At 42.4% G+C, this 15,041-nt stretch carries 16 protein-coding genes; 15 read left to right on the top strand and 1 reads right to left on the bottom strand.

Annotated elements, in window-relative coordinates:
* Positions 1-104: 104 nt before the first annotated feature.
* The 11 genes from ACXAD1_RS14115 (at position 105) to ACXAD1_RS14065 (ending at position 11,798) form a co-directional block, all read left to right on the top strand.
* Entirely contained in the window at positions 105-1,688 is a 1,584-nt protein-coding gene (locus tag ACXAD1_RS14115) for a glutathione ABC transporter substrate-binding protein (RefSeq protein ID WP_206844698.1), read from the top strand.
* A 74-nt stretch (positions 1,689-1,762) separates the two neighbouring features.
* The gene (gene gsiC, locus ACXAD1_RS14110; RefSeq protein WP_048007856.1) at positions 1,763-2,686 is read left to right on the top strand and encodes a glutathione ABC transporter permease GsiC; all 924 of its coding nucleotides are present in this window, start codon (positions 1,763-1,765) and stop codon (positions 2,684-2,686) included.
* 12 nt (positions 2,687-2,698) lie between these two features.
* Positions 2,699-3,595 carry an ABC transporter permease gene (locus ACXAD1_RS14105; RefSeq protein WP_048007855.1) on the top strand — a complete coding sequence of 299 codons (897 nt, stop codon included), beginning with the start codon at positions 2,699-2,701 and terminating at the stop codon, positions 3,593-3,595.
* Between the two features lie 15 nt (positions 3,596-3,610).
* On the top strand, positions 3,611-4,600 hold the full coding sequence (locus tag ACXAD1_RS14100; RefSeq protein WP_474910386.1) for an ABC transporter ATP-binding protein: 990 nt from the start codon (positions 3,611-3,613) through the stop codon (positions 4,598-4,600).
* Positions 4,593-5,561, top strand: a complete 969-nt coding sequence (locus ACXAD1_RS14095; RefSeq protein ID WP_474911315.1) for an ABC transporter ATP-binding protein — start codon at positions 4,593-4,595, stop codon at positions 5,559-5,561. Before ACXAD1_RS14100 ends, ACXAD1_RS14095 begins: the two co-directional genes overlap by 8 nt.
* A 228-nt stretch (positions 5,562-5,789) precedes the next feature.
* Positions 5,790-6,698 carry a sugar phosphate isomerase/epimerase family protein gene (locus ACXAD1_RS14090; protein ID WP_474910385.1) on the top strand — a complete coding sequence of 303 codons (909 nt, stop codon included), beginning with the start codon at positions 5,790-5,792 and terminating at the stop codon, positions 6,696-6,698.
* A 5-nt stretch (positions 6,699-6,703) separates the two neighbouring features.
* Complete coding sequence (locus ACXAD1_RS14085) at positions 6,704-7,765, top strand: Gfo/Idh/MocA family protein (RefSeq protein WP_474910384.1); 1,062 nt, start codon at positions 6,704-6,706, stop codon at positions 7,763-7,765.
* A 1-nt stretch (position 7,766) separates the two neighbouring features.
* The gene (locus ACXAD1_RS14080; protein WP_474910383.1) at positions 7,767-8,654 is read left to right on the top strand and encodes a sugar phosphate isomerase/epimerase family protein; all 888 of its coding nucleotides are present in this window, start codon (positions 7,767-7,769) and stop codon (positions 8,652-8,654) included.
* A gap of 224 nt (positions 8,655-8,878) precedes the next feature.
* A complete protein-coding gene (locus ACXAD1_RS14075; RefSeq protein WP_206844709.1) occupies positions 8,879-10,033 on the top strand; it encodes an ROK family transcriptional regulator in 1,155 nt (384 codons plus the stop codon).
* 28 nt (positions 10,034-10,061) lie between these two features.
* Positions 10,062-11,078, top strand: coding sequence for an asparaginase (locus tag ACXAD1_RS14070; protein ID WP_206844713.1), 1,017 nt, complete (start codon positions 10,062-10,064; stop codon positions 11,076-11,078).
* A 33-nt stretch (positions 11,079-11,111) separates the two neighbouring features.
* Positions 11,112-11,798: a copper homeostasis protein CutC gene (locus ACXAD1_RS14065; protein ID WP_370222967.1), complete on the top strand. Its 687-nt coding sequence runs from the start codon at positions 11,112-11,114 to the stop codon at positions 11,796-11,798.
* 165 nt (positions 11,799-11,963) lie between these two features.
* Here the strand turns inward: ACXAD1_RS14065 and ACXAD1_RS14060 are convergent, their stop codons facing one another.
* Complete coding sequence (locus ACXAD1_RS14060; protein WP_197204514.1) at positions 11,964-12,752, bottom strand: HAD family hydrolase; 789 nt, start codon at positions 12,750-12,752, stop codon at positions 11,964-11,966.
* A gap of 132 nt (positions 12,753-12,884) precedes the next feature.
* Here ACXAD1_RS14060 and ACXAD1_RS14055 point away from each other — a divergent pair, with 132 nt between their 5' ends.
* From ACXAD1_RS14055 to ACXAD1_RS14040, 4 genes are all read left to right on the top strand, one after another.
* A complete protein-coding gene (locus tag ACXAD1_RS14055; protein WP_370222965.1) occupies positions 12,885-13,493 on the top strand; it encodes a GNAT family N-acetyltransferase in 609 nt (202 codons plus the stop codon).
* 146 nt (positions 13,494-13,639) lie between these two features.
* Positions 13,640-13,939, top strand: coding sequence for a hypothetical protein (locus tag ACXAD1_RS14050; protein ID WP_370222964.1), 300 nt, complete (start codon positions 13,640-13,642; stop codon positions 13,937-13,939).
* 50 nt (positions 13,940-13,989) lie between these two features.
* Positions 13,990-14,256, top strand: coding sequence for a hypothetical protein (locus ACXAD1_RS14045; protein WP_206844724.1), 267 nt, complete (start codon positions 13,990-13,992; stop codon positions 14,254-14,256).
* Between the two features lie 223 nt (positions 14,257-14,479).
* Positions 14,480-14,653: a hypothetical protein gene (locus ACXAD1_RS14040; RefSeq protein WP_370222963.1), complete on the top strand. Its 174-nt coding sequence runs from the start codon at positions 14,480-14,482 to the stop codon at positions 14,651-14,653.
* Positions 14,654-15,041: the final 388 nt, after the last annotated feature.

The raw sequence follows: 15,041 nt of genomic DNA, 5'->3' as shown, positions 1-15,041 counted from the left end.
ACATATTTACTAACATGGTGAAAATAATTGTCGATTTTAAGCTCTTTTAGATTAAACATCTGAGAAAAGCAAAAAAGACAAAATTGTTCGAGGGGGAAAGCAATTTGAGAAGGGTAAACGTGTGGAAAATGCTGTTTGTTGCTTTTGTATCTGCGATTTTACTGGCTGGCTGTTCCAGCGAAGAAAGCGGCGGAACTTCTGAAAAGGAGAATTCAGGGAAATCAGCAAGCGGCAAGGATCAGGAGTTAGTCATTGCTGTTAATGAAAACTTCATTTCAATGGACCCGCATAATACGGGCGATACGAATTCAAATTCAGTCCAGACTGCCATGCTGGAGGGGTTACTGGGATCGGATGAAGAGGGACAAATCATTCCGCAGCTGGCTGAGGAATACAGTGTCAGTGATGATGCACTGGAATATACTTTCAAGCTTCGTCAGGGTGTTACCTTCCATGATGGGGAGCCGTTTAATGCAGAGGCGGTTAAAACCAGCTTTGAAAGGATTATGAAGGATGAAAGCCTTCGTTTAAACAGCCGCGGATTTAATCTTATTACCAGCATTGATGTAATTGATGAGTATCAGATTAAAGTCACTTTAAAAGAACCATATGCAGGTATGCTGACAAGATTTGTTTCCGCTAAAATCCTAAGCCCGAAGCTGATCAATGACTCTTCCAGCGATATCGGCAAAACACCGGTTGGCACCGGTCCATTCAAGTTTGTGGAATGGGTTCAGGGGGACCATTTAACAGTTGAAAGATTTGATGATTATTGGAATAAGGCTGATCGTGTGAAAAAGATTACGTACAAGCCTGTTCCGGAAAATGGCTCTCGTGTAGCTATGCTGAAAACAGGCGAAGCACATGTGATCTATCCAGCGCCAGTACAAAACCTAAAGGAATTGGAGAGCAATTCAGACGTTGAAATTCATAAAATTCCTTCCACGATTGCCCGATATGTATCCATCAATACGATGAAAGAACCGTATGATGATGTCCGTATTCGCCAGGCCATTAACTATGCTGTGAATAAAGAGGCATTTATAAGTGTTGTCAATTCCGGCTACGGCTTGCCGCTGGACTCGATTATTCCTAGCAAAACCCAGTTTTACTCCAAACAGGAAACCTATGATCACAACATTGAGAAAGCCAAAGAATTAATGAAAGAGGCTGGATTTGAAGATGGCTTCAATGCTGAAATTTGGGGGAACACCAATTCCGACACATTGAAGGGAATGCAGTTTATCCAGCAGCAATTAAAAGAAATTGGAATTACCGTTGAGATTAAGTCAATGGAAGAAGGCACGCTGTCTGATGAAATTTATGGAGCTCAGACACCGGAAGATGCAAAGGTGCAAATGTGGTATGTCAGCTGGTCTGCGTATCCTTCCGACACCACTAATGCTACGAAGCCATTGTTCAGCAGCAGCTCATTCCCTCCGGATGGAGCGAATACTGCATACTACAAAAATGATGATGTAGATAAGTGGATTACAGAGGTAAATCAAACTGCAGATCCTGACAGGCAGGCAGAAATCTACAGCAATATTCAATCAACGATCTACAAAGATGCACCTTGGATCTTCCTGGGGGTAGATGAGATCCTGGCTGGTTCAAGGTCCAATGTCGAGGGCGTCTTTATTTCTCCAACAGGCGGAATTAATGTGACTGACGCGAACCTTAAGTAAAAGCAAGGCAAGCAGAAGAGGCAAAGGCTTATTATACCCGATGCCTCTTCCTTTTTAAGAAAGGGGTTTTCATTTTGCTTCAATATATCTTGAAGAGAATCCTGGAAATGATCCCAATCCTATTTATTGTTTCCATATTAATCTTTTTCTTCACACATTTAATTCCTGGAGATCCTGCCAGATTAGTTGCCGGAAAGGATGCAACTCTTGATGAGGTCAATATCATCAGGGCGGAACTGGGGCTGGATAAACCGATTTGGGATCAATACATTACATACATGAGCAATTTGTTTCAAGGAGATTTGGGGACGTCCTTAAAAACAGGCCTTCCGGTATCAGAGATGTTTGCAGACCGCTTTATGCCCTCCATCTATTTAACATTCATGAGTATGGGCTGGGCATTGGTGCTGGGTTTGTTAATAGGCACACTGTCAGCGGTATTCAAAAATAAATGGCCGGATTATCTTGGGATGGTCACAGCCGTTTCGGGAATTTCCATGCCGGGATTCTGGCTTGGATTGATTCTTATTCAGATTTTTTCTGTCCAGCTTGGGTGGTTTCCAACAGGGGGGGCTGAGAGCTGGAAGAGCTATATATTGCCTTCTATCACTTTAGGGGCAGGCATCATGTCCATGCTTGCCAGGTTTACCCGGTCATCATTGCTTGAAACGTTAAGGGCAGATTTTATCCGGACGGGCAGAGCGAAAGGTCTTAAGGAATCTGTAGTCATTCCAAAGCATGCATTGAGAAACTCGTTAATTCCCGTCGTAACCATTGCCGGACTGCAGTTTGGCTTTCTGCTGGGCGGATCGGTTGTTGTGGAGACTGTTTTTAGTTTTCCGGGGATGGGACGATTGCTGATTGATTCTATTGCCTTCAGGGACTATCCAGTCATCCAGGCCGAACTATTGCTTTTTTCCATTGAATTTATTCTCGTTAATTTAATAGTAGATATCATGTACAGTATGCTGAATCCGAAGATACGCTACGTTTCCTAGAGGAGGGGAATCATGGAAATCATAAAAGAAGTTAATGCCTATACCCCAGTGATTCCAAAGAAAAAATACTCACCTGTTAAAGAATTCTTTAAGAATTGGAAAAAGCAAAAAATGGCATTTGGGGCAAGCATTTTTATCCTGCTGCTAATCATCATCGCCATCATTGGGCCCTATATTGCACCCTATGATCCATATGAGCCCGATTACAATACGACGCTGCAGGGTCCGAGCAATGAACATTGGGCAGGCACGGATGAATACGGACGCGATATTTTCAGCCGCTTGCTCGTCGGTGCGAGAATTTCACTTGGTGTGAGTTTTCTGGCTGTTTTTTTGGGAGCGGCTGGAGGAATCATTCTTGGACTAATGAGCGGTTATTTTGGCGGCTGGCTGGATCGTCTTATTATGCGCGGCAGTGATGTCATGTTTGCGTTTCCGGATCTGCTGCTGGCAATCGCCATTGTGGCCATTTTAGGACCTGGATTAACAAATGTGGTAATTGCCGTGTCCATTTTCAGCATCCCATCTTTTGCAAGACTGGTGAGGGGTTCGACATTAGAGGGGAAAGAGACCGTCTTTGTCGAAGCGGCGAAATCAATGGGAGCCTCGCACCGGAGGATTATGTTCAAGCACATTTTCCCTGAAACACTTGGAAGCTTAATTGTGTTTATTACGATGAGAATAGGAACGGCAATCTTAGCGGCCTCCAGCCTGAGTTTTCTGGGTCTCGGTGCCAGTCCTGAAACACCGGATTGGGGTGCTATGCTCAGCCTTGGCCGTGATTATTTAGGAACAGCTTCCCATGTTGTCATGATGCCGGGATTAGCGATCTTTTTGACCGTGCTTGCTTTCAATCTTGTCGGAGATGGGCTCCGGGATGTCCTGGACCCTAAAACGAAGAATGAGTAAGGGAGATTGAAGAAAATGGAGAAGCTATTGCAGATAAGCGAGCTGGAGACGCAATTTACAAAGGATAAGCAAAAGCTGAAAATTTTGCGGGGTGTCAGTTTTCATATCAATAAAGGAGAGGTACTTGGGCTCGTTGGGGAATCCGGCTGCGGCAAAAGCTTAACCTCCCTTTCGATCATGAAATTATTTAAAGGCACAAGCGGAGAAATATCGGGCGGAAACATTTCCTTCAAAGGCGAGGATCTTACTCATAAATCAGAGAGGGAAATGAGAAAAATCCGGGGAAAACAAATGGCCATGATTTTTCAGGAGCCGATGACTTCCTTAAATCCCGTCATGAAAATAGGCGAACAGCTGCTGGAGCCCATCCGGCTGCATCTTGATTTAAACGAAAAACAGGCGAAGGAGCATGTGATTTTTATTTTAAAGAAAGTGGGGATTCCCCGGGCGGAAGAAATCGTTTATGAATTTCCCCATCAGCTTTCTGGAGGAATGCGGCAAAGGATTATGATTGCCATGGCCATGTCCTGCAATCCTCAGCTTCTAATAGCAGATGAACCGACGACTGCACTGGATGTAACGATTCAGGCGCAGATACTGGAATTGATGAAACAGCTCGAGCGTGAGGAAGGCATGTCCGTTCTATTAATTACCCATGATCTGGGTGTAGTGGCGGAAATGTGTGACCGGGTAGCAGTCATGTATGCAGGCCGGGTAGTAGAGGAAGCGAATGTTTTCGATTTATTTGAAAGCCCTAAGCATCCTTATACGAAAGGACTGATAGGATCTGTTCCAAAAATCGGACAGAGAAAGGATAAACTGACATCCATTAAAGGAAATGTGCCCGATCCCGGTAATATGCCCAAGGGCTGCAAATTTGCGCCAAGATGCAATGAGGCCATGGCTATTTGTTTGGAGGAAGAGCCGAATGCCACTGATTTGGGGAATGGGAGAATGTGCAGCTGCTGGATGATTGAAGAAGGGAGGAAGAATGTATATGCCTGAGACACTGCTGAAAATAAACGGGCTGAAAAAGTCATTCACGCTTCCGGGCGGCATGTTTGCCAAAAAGAGAACATTAAAGGCAGTTCATGATGTGTCGTTCGGCATCGAGCAAGGAACGACATACAGTCTCGTTGGAGAAAGCGGGTGCGGCAAGTCTACAACAGGACGGCTGATCTCAAGGCTGCTGACTCCCAGCCACGGTGAAATCTGGATTGATGGCGAAGAAATTTCACAAAAGAAAGAATCACAGCTGAAATTGGTACGAAAAAAGGTGCAGATGATCTTTCAGGATCCCTATGCATCTCTTAATCCAAGAATGAAAGTAAGAGAGATTATTGCCGAACCTCTTGTGATCCATACGAAACTATCAAAAGCCGAACGGCATAGATTAGTCAGCGAAATGCTGGAAGTCGTAGGACTGACAGAACATCATGCCGACCGGTATGCCCATGAATTCAGCGGCGGCCAGCGCCAGCGGATCGGCATAGCCAGGGCGCTGATTATGAAGCCTAAGCTCATAATAGCTGATGAACCCGTATCCGCTCTTGATGTTTCCATTCAATCTCAAATCCTGAACTTACTAAAGGATTTGCAGACTGAATTCAATCTTACGTATCTATTTATTTCTCATGATTTAAGTGTGGTCGAACACATCAGCGACAGCATCGGGGTCATGTATCTTGGCACCATCGTAGAATCAGGGCCAAAGGATGTCATCTTCTCAAATCCGCAGCATCCTTATACAAAAGCACTGTTATCGTCTGTGCCAGTCCCGGATCCGAGGCTGAGAAGGGAGCGGATTGTCCTGCAGGGAGACTTGCCGAGCCCGGTTAACCCGCCTTCCGGCTGCCGCTTTCATACGAGGTGTCCTGCCTGTATGGATATTTGCAGAACAGTGGAACCAGAGGTGAAAAAAGGGCTGGCTGATGATCATTTTGTTGCATGTCATTTAATGGATTAGCCAAACGAGCCGATTCAATGAGATTTTTCTTGGTTTTTCGCTCTGCAGGAATTTATTGGTCACTTTGCCGTGTTTATCGGTCAACTTTTAATTATATCGGTCAGTTTTCGGAGATATCGGTCAGAATTATATTTTATCGGTCACATTTTTAATATATCGGTCACTTGGCGGTATATCAGCATTCCTGCGAATTCACTATAAAAATATAAGAAATAGGAGAGGATTTTCATGAAGGTTGGACTTAGCACGTACAGTTTAGTAAGAGAATTAAGAGATGGCAATATGACGGTTCTGGATGTGATCGACTGGATTGCCGAAAATGGCGGGGAGCATATGGAAATTGTCCCTTATGGTTTTTCAGTTGTAGATAATGCGGAGCTGGCACAACAAATTAAGAAGAGAGCAGAAGCAGCCGGGATTGAACTTTCTGCCTATTCCCTGCCGGCAAATTTTGTCCAGCCAACACAGGAAGCATTCGAACAAGAAGTGGAGAGGCTGAAGGAACATGTGGATATCGTTAATCTCATGGGCATTAAGATTATGCGCCATGATGTAACAGCATTTCAGCTGAAGCCGGAAGAAATGACGATTCACTACTTTGAAGAGCATTTTGATAAGTTAGTAGAAGGAAGCCGTCAAATCGCAGATTACGCAGCACAATACGGCATTACGACAACCATTGAAAACCACGGTTTCAATGTCCAATCGAGCGACCGTGTACAGCGTGTTATTCATGCGGTTAACCGTCCTAACTTCAAAACAACTCTCGATGTCGGCAACTTCCTGTGCATTGATGAGGATCCGCTCGTTGGGGTAAAAAAGAATCTAAAATACGCAGCAACGGTCCATTTAAAAGATTTCTATGTCCGCCCATATTTTGAGAACCCGGGTGATGGAGTCTGGTTCAGAACTGTAAATGAAAACTATCTGCGCGGAGCCATCGTTGGCCACGGAGATCTAAATATACGTGAGATTATCAGATTGATAAAAGGATCCGGCTATGACGGTTATCTAACAGTGGAATTTGAAGGCATGGAGGATTGCAGGACCGGTTCCAAAATTGGCATGGATAACGTAAGAAGGTTATGGAATGAAGTGCAGGCAGTGAATGATTCTAAGCCGGTTTTGAAAGGGTGAAGAAAGTGGAGCCTTTAAGAGTCTGTATTATAGGAGCCGGATCGATATCTGATATGCACTTCAAGTCCTTTGCCGGCAATTCTGATGCTGTACTGCACGGAGTCTTTGATTATTCTTCGGAAAGAGCGGAAGCGAAGGCGCTGGAGTATGGAATCAGCCGTGTATATGGGAATATAGGAGAAGTGTATAATGACCCGAATGTTGATGCAGTAAGCATTTGCACCTGGAATAATAGCCATGCGGAAATTTCTGTTGGAGCACTAAACGCTGGAAAACACGTTCTGGTAGAAAAGCCTTTGGCCATGAATGTGGAAGAAGCGCTAAAAGTGGAAGCAGCTGTAAGGAAAAGCGGGAAAACCCTGCAGGTAGGTTTCGTACGGAGGTTTGCTACAAATACAAAAGTATTAAAATCATTTATTGCCAACGGAACTTTAGGTGACATTTACTATGCAAAAGCATCATGCCTGCGCCGTCTCGGAAATCCCGGGGGCTGGTTTGCAGACAAGGATCGGTCTGGGGGAGGTCCGTTAATTGACCTTGGTGTCCATGTCATCGATGTATGCTGGTACCTAATGGGCCGCCCTAAAGTGAAGTCGATTTCCGGGAATGTGTACAGCAAGCTGGGGAACAGAGGGAATGTCGAGAATTTGCGCTTTTATAAAGCGGCAGATTATCAAAAAGACCGTAATACAGTAGAAGATTTAGCAAATGCCCTTATAACGTTTGAGAACGGAGCCTCTTTATTTGTTGATGTATCCTATACACTTCATGCGAAGCATGATGAAATTGGAGTCAAATTATATGGCACAAAAGGAGGCGCAGAACTTGAGCCTGAATTGGCCATTGTAAGTGAAGAAAATAACACAATCCTAAATATTCATCCGCAGATGGATCATTTAACTTTTGATTTTGCCAATGCCTTCCAGAATCAGATCGATTCCTTTGTATCAAGCTGCATAACAGGAACAAATCCACTGGCGCCCGTTGAAGATGGGGTGGAAATGATGAAGATCCTCGCTGGCATTTATGAAGCGGCTGATAAGAAAAGCGAGGTGACATTTGCTTAAAATGGAGACTGTAAAACTCTCAAATAAAATTGGTGTGATGGTGGATAGCCTGCGGATGCCCTTGTATGAAGGACTTAAAGTCTGCAGGGATATGGGGGCTGATGGTGTACAAATATATGCGGTGGAAGGAGAAATGGCTCCTGAAAATATGGATCAGAACTCCCGGAAACATCTTAAGAACTATTTGGAATCCATTGGTCTTGAAATTTCTGCCCTTTGCGGCGACCTTGGGGGGCATGGGTTTCAGGATGCTGAGCAAAATACAATGAAGATCGAAAAATCCAAACGCATTTTGGATCTTGCAGCAGAATTGGGAACAAATATTGTGACGACGCATATTGGCATTATTCCTGAAGTGCAGGACAGCCCCATCTATGAAGCCATGCAGACAGCATGTGAAGAACTGGCTGTTTACGCAAAAAGCATGAATGCCTACTTTGCCATTGAGACAGGTCCTGAACCATCCGCCAGGCTTAAAAACTTTTTGGATACTCTGAGCACGAATGGGGTATCAGTTAATTTCGATCCGGCGAATATGGTGATGGTAACCGGAGATGACCCGGCAGATGGTGTCAGGCTCTTAAAGGATTATATTGTCCACACACATGTGAAGGATGGAAAGAGGCTAAAGCCTGCTGATCCCCGTGATGTATACGGGTTTCTTGGATATGGCGGCGGCACAGACCATGAGGAAATTGCCGAAATGGTTGCCACAGGTGAGTATTTTAGGGAGATGCCGCTCGGTAAGGGAGAAGTTGATTTCGGGGCTTACTTCAATGCTTTGAACGAAATTAATTATCAAGGGTACTTGACGATTGAAAGAGAAGTGAATCAAAATCCAATAAGTGATATCTCAGAAGCGGTAGGATTCATTAAAAACTTTAGGTAAATGGATTCATGCTTTGAACAAAGTGTATAATGAGATAGGGATTTCCAATGTAAGCTTCCAAAAGGGATTACTCTCTTGGAAGCTTTACCGGACTTGCACAGAAAAGTGATTAAGTTTTAAAGGATGATGTTGGTTTTTCCAATGAAGGCAAGAGTCAACACGATTCTTTAAATGCACCTTCAGAGTTGGAAGTCTAAATCTGCAGGCATAAAGAAGGTAGGATAATGGAGAAGCACGATCAGCTTTTAATGAAAAGACAAAATAAAAATCTAGTTCTGGATATTTTAAAGACCAAATCTCCTATATCGAGAATTGATATTGCAAAAATGACGGGGATGAGCCCGACTTCCATAACACGAATTGTCACTGAGCTTCAGCTGCAGGGTTACCTGAGGGAAACAGAAGCAGTTGCATCCGGAGTAGGGAGAAAAGCAACCTTGCTGGAAGTTCGCGGTGATGTGTTTTATACAGTTGGCATTGAAATTGACAAATCCCTGCTGAAGATTGGTATTGTCAATTATATTGGAGAAATGGTTTCATTACATAAGAGTAAAAGAAATGAATCAGAGAGTTATATGGAAACGCTTCAAAAAATAAATGCGGTCATTCGAAAGATCATGGATGAAAACGAGATTCCTGCTGCTAAAATAATGGGCCTGGCAGTCGGTTTGCCAGGATATATAGATTATAAAAACGGTATTGTGAAGGTATCGGATCAGTTAAAGTGGAAAGATGCAAGCCTGGCTGAAGATCTGCAAAAGCTTACCTCTTTTAATGTCATTGTTGATAATGAATTAAAAATGAAGATTGTGGCTGAAAGCTTTACAGGCAAAGCGAAGGATACGCAGAATTCCATATTAGTAGGAATTGGTTCCGGAATTGGTTCTTCTATCATGCTTAATGGAGAAATTTACAGAGGGGAAACCAATAATGCAGGAGAAATCGGGCATACGGTGATTGACCCTACAGGCAATGTCTGCAATTGCGGCAAAATAGGCTGTCTCGCAACCTATATTTCTGAAGGAGCGATTCTTGCTGACAGCAGGAAGGTGAAGGATATTTCTTCTATAGAAGATGTGTTCCAATCCTATCGGGACCGAGAGCCCTGGGCACTAAATATTATGGATAGAGCCTCCACTTATATTGCTTTGGCCATCAGCAATCTCCTCTGTCTATATAATCCTGAAGTCATTATTCTAAGCGGCAATACGATTGAAAAACTGCCTGAAATGAAGGAAGCCATTGAGCAAAAATGCGAGTTATATATATGGGAGCCGTTGAAGCAGACAGTAAGAATTGTATATTCAGAATTAAGTGATTATGGAGTTGTGCTAGGTTCGGCCATACAGGCCCAAAATCTTATGCTGGAGCTTGAGTAGAAAAGCCAATTTTAAGGAGAGAACTGAATTGAAATTTACTGCATTAGTAGAGGAAGTCAGGGGAGGGATCGTTGAGAATATACATACCGGGATTATTTGCGGTGTGGATGATCAATTGGAATCCTTTTATCAGGTTGGTGATGAAGAGCATTACACATACTTTCGCTCTGCATCTAAGCCAATCCAGGCGCTGCCGGTCTTTCTGACTGATATAATTGAGAAGTACGGATTAACAGAGCAGGAAGCTGCATTGTTTACAGCCTCCCATCGGGGAGAGCCCTATCATATTGAGGCTCTTGAATCCATGTTAACCAAACTCCCTGTAAAGGAAGAAGAACTTTATTGCCCTCCATCTTATCCTTTAAATATACAGCCAAGAGAAGAGATGATCAGACAAGGGAAACAGAAAAGGAAGCTTTATCACAATTGCGCAGGCAAACACATGGGATTTATTACAGTATGCCGTGAATGGGGATTTCCAGTGGAGGGATACTGGAAAGAAGACCATCCATTGCAAAAGCACATCATGGATATTCTTTCTCATTTATCGGGCATCCCCGTCTCTGCTATTCATATTGGTATTGATGGCTGCGGGGCGCCCGTTTTTGCCATTCCTTTAAATAGGATGTCTGAAGTATACCTGAAGCTGGCTTGTCCCGATCTGATTCAAGATCCTCGGCTGCAGCAGGCAGTTATTAAGATGACAGGCATTATGAATAACCAGTTTAATATGGTTGCCTCACAGCATTTTATCTGTTCGATTTTATTGGAAGACAAGAATATTGTAGCTAAAGGCGGAGCGCAGGGTGTGTATTGCTTCGGACTAAAAAAAGAACGGGCTGGATTTGCGCTCAAAGTATTAAATGGATCTGAGGACGTCTGGCCAAACATTGTAGCATCTATTCTTGAACAAATACACTACAGCAATCATGACACCATAAAAAAGCTGAGAAGCCTGAGACCTTCCGTTATTCGAAATGATGCTGGAATAGAAGTGGGATCTATAAAGGAAATATTCCAGTCAGAGAAATTGCCATTAAATTAAGTAAATTCCAGCACTATTAAAGGAGATACATACATGTTAATAGAAGTGATCGCAGATACCCTAAGTGATGCGCTAATTGCCCAGGAAGCCGGCGCAGGCAGAATTGAACTGGTAACCGGTCTCTCAGAGGGGGGGCTGACACCAGGCTATGGTGTCATTGAAAGAGTGTGCAGGGAATTAAGGATACCCGTGAATGTGATGATACGTCCGCACAGCCGCGGGTTTTGCTATTCGGAAGAAGACATTGAAATTATGATTCAGGATATTAAAATATGCAATAAATCAGGAGCAGCAGGTGTAGTATTGGGCGTTCTCACACCTGACCATAAAGTACATAACGATCATTTAAAGCGGCTAATCGATGCAGCAGGTGGGTTGGATATAACTTTCCATAGGGCATTTGATGAGGCTGATGATCAATTTGCAGCTTTGGAAAGTCTAAAGCAGTATCCGCAAATTTCGAGAATTCTTACATCCGGAGGCCGGAGAAGTGCTGCAGATGCAGCAGAAAGACTAAAGAGCCTGCATGAGCTTACAGCAAATAGTCATTTAAAGATCATGGCGGGCGCGGGGCTTTCAATTGAAAATATCCGTGCATTTTTGGATGAGGTGCCTGTATCTGAAGTTCATTTCGGTACAGGAGTCCGTGTGAAATCCAGCTATGAGCATGCAATTGATCCTGAGAGGGTGCTAAAGGTAAAGAGAATTATCGGTGCATAATGGGGAAAGGGCTTTAGCGGAATGCAGCCTGCTGAGTAATGTGGTATTACGTGTGATGGGTTAGTATTTGTAACCCTTACTAAAATAAAAATATTGCAATAAAAAAATGACAGGTACTAATTACACCTGTCTTTTTTTATTACGAAAAGTCACTATTAAATTACATTAAATCGCATAAGATTTAAGAAGATAACGTTCTATAAACTCAGCTAATCCATCATTTTCGTGGTGTCCCGTAACAAAATCAGCTGCGGCTTTAACCTTGTCGCCAGCGTTCCCCATTGCCACACCAGTACCGGCGTTACGAAGCATCTCTATATCATTGGGTCCGTCTCCAATGGCTGCGACCTCATTTGGGCTGATCCCAAGTTCGTTAAGTAAGCTTTTGATAGCAGCCCATTTGGAAACATCAGGAGCAACCAGCTCAAACCCGTCATTCCATTCGATGACTCCTGCTTCCGTTTTAAACAAAGCGGATATTTCAGGACTTGGTGAACCTGTTCGAACACTATATTTAAGAACATCCTGATAAGTTGCCTGTCTTAAATCTCCTATATACTGCGGCGGAATTTGCCCAATTTGAGTCCAATAATCGATTTCTTCATTTGTTTCCTTACAATATAGCCCAGCTGCTGTGTGGATCATAACATTACATGGACTTTCTGCGGTCAGATGGTGAAAGCGTTCTTCATTCAATCTTACGGTTTTTATTTGCGTTGCTCTTCCTGTCTCTGCATCGTGAATAGCGGCACCATTCAAACAGATCATCGGAGTTTGTAACCCAATTTCTTTATGGTAGGGAGCAGTTACCTCATAGTGACGGCCAGTGGCCAGAAACACCATGACTCCCTGATCTATGAGCCGATAAATGGCTTCCATATTTCGGCGGGAAATGCAGTTTGAGGCTTTCAGGAGTGTACCATCCATATCAATAAATACTGCACGCATATTCATTTATACTGCCTCCTCATTCGTTGTTAAACCAATCATATCCTCTGAATATTAAATCCAGGTAAACTCAGTGTATAGATTACGTGTTTTTTATTTATCAAGCTTAAACATCCACAAAGAATAGAGGGATCGACTATGAATATTATTCGTGCTTGTGAAGCAAAAGGAAATATAAGAAATGAGATGAGTGTCATTTTTGTAGACGGCTTTTATCAATGGCTGAATTATTTTTCAAAGGATAAAGCTAAACTTTACAGGACATTTGCCCATATGTTTAATACAGAGGTCTTCTATACAACTGCAGTTGACAATCATATTTCGGCTATAGCCGCCTGTACAAACAATACACCTTCAGTGAAATTGAAATATAGTGAATTTAGAAAGCATCTTGGTTTAATCATGGGAAGTATTGCTTATATCATTCTCAGAAAAGAATTTGAGAAAAAACAATATCCGTTTCAAATTTCTGAAAATATGGGTGCTATCGAATTTGTGGCAACGTCGGTTAATTATAGAGGACAGGGTATGGCGGCAGAGCTGCTAAGGACCATAATGGATTCAACTTCATACTGCGAATATGTACTAGAGGTAGCAGATACCAATACAAATGCCATCAAGCTTTATGAAAAACTGGGATTTGCAGAGTTTATGCGTATACCTCAAAAGCATAGTGAAAAAAGTGGTGTCAATAATCTTGTCTATATGAAGCATGTGAAGGAGAAAGAAGTTGAATCCCAGGGCTAAGGGACGAGCTGAGAAACCGATGCTGTATATTCGATTGGAAACCATTTATAAAAATAGAAGGAATACGGTTAGAGTAATTTTCCGCGAAAAAGAGGCTTAATAGAAGTAAAGATATCAAAATATATCTAAGAAGGAGATTATTTATTATGGCATCTGTATTCAAAGAAGAGAAACTTTATCGGATCCAGGTAAGTAAACCATGCCGGGTAATAGGTATACTCGACAATGTATTTGGCGGGTTTTATCCTTTTTTAGACGATATTAAAGAAGAAAACTGGGGAATGATCCCGGCAGGCTGTGAAGGGTGGTTAATCAAAAAATGGGGACGAACATCCTTTTTGCCTGATGAAAACCAGAATGGAATCCAGCAATTCACACATACAAATCAGCCATTTGTGTTAATTCCATTTCATAAAATAAAAGACTCTTACAAAAAAATGAGCTAGTGGGAGTTGAAAATTAATAGGGTCATAGAAAAAAAGGAGAGGCTGCTGCAGTGATTAATGGCTGGATTCTTACACTTACTATCTTGCTGATTATAATCCCTTGTCTTTACTTTATTACCAGACATAAAAAACTAGCGGTTCAGGTATTTACTTTAGAGAGTTTTTTAAATGCACATCACTCGAATGGAAGTGCGGATACAAATAAAAGTAAATTGGATTCTATTAAAGGATTTTTTGATGAAGCCGATCATGCTGGGAACGGCGATGAAAGTAATACAGGAGACATCGATGATGGAGGCGACGATGGGGGAGAATGAGTGCCAGCAGTTTACCCGAAAATAACTTAGACCATGAGTTTCAAGGTACCCATTTGTGAAGGGCTTTTAGTCCCGCTATTTGAAAAACCTATGTTTTATTTTTATTAACTTTCTTAAAAGAAGGTTAATGTATGTAAAAAAATGGATTACGACCTTCTATTTCCGTTTGGATTCTTCTATGATTACTACTGTAACAAATATAGCAGCCAAGGAGGAATTTGAAATGAAAAAATGGTTATTAGCTATGATGGCAGTTTTAATGATTACAGGTGTGGCTACAGGCTGCAACAATGAAGAGGATCCTGAAGAGACTAACACAGAAGAAACTGAAGATACGGGAACTGAAGAAGGCACTGAAGAAGGAACAGAAGAAGGAACTGAAGAAGAAACAGAGTAAAGAATTAAATTCAAAGAAAGTGCGCCTTTTGGGGAAGGTGCACTTTCTTTTTGAATGATTGCGTAAATATTTCCATATGCAGTTTGACGAGACTGGCAGTTCCGTGCTACATTAATTTCATAATACAAAAAGGTGTGGTGAAGTATGTCGGTAGTAGGTGTCAACTAATTGTTATTAGTTGAATAAGGTGTTTATTTTCTGGTTTTAGCCAGTTTATTAAGAATGCCTTTTTTTCAAACATAAATTGTTTGAATACCTACTATAAGACTGCTTCCATTTCTAAATATTCGTCTAGCTTAAGACACTAAGCCTGCTTCAGGGTTTAGTTTGTTTATGCCTGTTCGAAATAGTACGCCCGCGGAAGCTTTCTGCCCAATTAATATTGGCG

It is taken from the genome of Cytobacillus sp. ABV4_503, from assembly GCF_056158445.1.
This window is presented reverse-complemented; position numbering and strand designations above follow the sequence as displayed.

Bases quoted from the DNA above. Each gene is read 5' to 3' on its own strand.
- ACXAD1_RS14105 (WP_048007855.1), top strand. From the start codon at position 2,699: ATGGAAATCATAAAAGAAGTTAATGCCTATACCCCAGTGATTCCAAAG.
- ACXAD1_RS14100 (WP_474910386.1), top strand. From the start codon at position 3,611: ATGGAGAAGCTATTGCAGATAAGCGAGCTGGAGACGCAATTTACAAAG.
- ACXAD1_RS14095 (WP_474911315.1), top strand. From the start codon at position 4,593: ATGCCTGAGACACTGCTGAAAATAAACGGGCTGAAAAAGTCATTCACG.
- ACXAD1_RS14090 (WP_474910385.1), top strand. From the start codon at position 5,790: ATGAAGGTTGGACTTAGCACGTACAGTTTAGTAAGAGAATTAAGAGAT.
- ACXAD1_RS14080 (WP_474910383.1), top strand. From the start codon at position 7,767: ATGGAGACTGTAAAACTCTCAAATAAAATTGGTGTGATGGTGGATAGC.
- ACXAD1_RS14075 (WP_206844709.1), top strand. From the start codon at position 8,879: ATGGAGAAGCACGATCAGCTTTTAATGAAAAGACAAAATAAAAATCTA.
- ACXAD1_RS14065 (WP_370222967.1), top strand. From the start codon at position 11,112: ATGTTAATAGAAGTGATCGCAGATACCCTAAGTGATGCGCTAATTGCC.
- ACXAD1_RS14060 (WP_197204514.1), bottom strand. From the start codon at position 12,752: ATGAATATGCGTGCAGTATTTATTGATATGGATGGTACACTCCTGAAA.
- ACXAD1_RS14055 (WP_370222965.1), top strand. From the start codon at position 12,885: ATGAATATTATTCGTGCTTGTGAAGCAAAAGGAAATATAAGAAATGAG.
- ACXAD1_RS14050 (WP_370222964.1), top strand. From the start codon at position 13,640: ATGGCATCTGTATTCAAAGAAGAGAAACTTTATCGGATCCAGGTAAGT.
- ACXAD1_RS14040 (WP_370222963.1), top strand. From the start codon at position 14,480: ATGAAAAAATGGTTATTAGCTATGATGGCAGTTTTAATGATTACAGGT.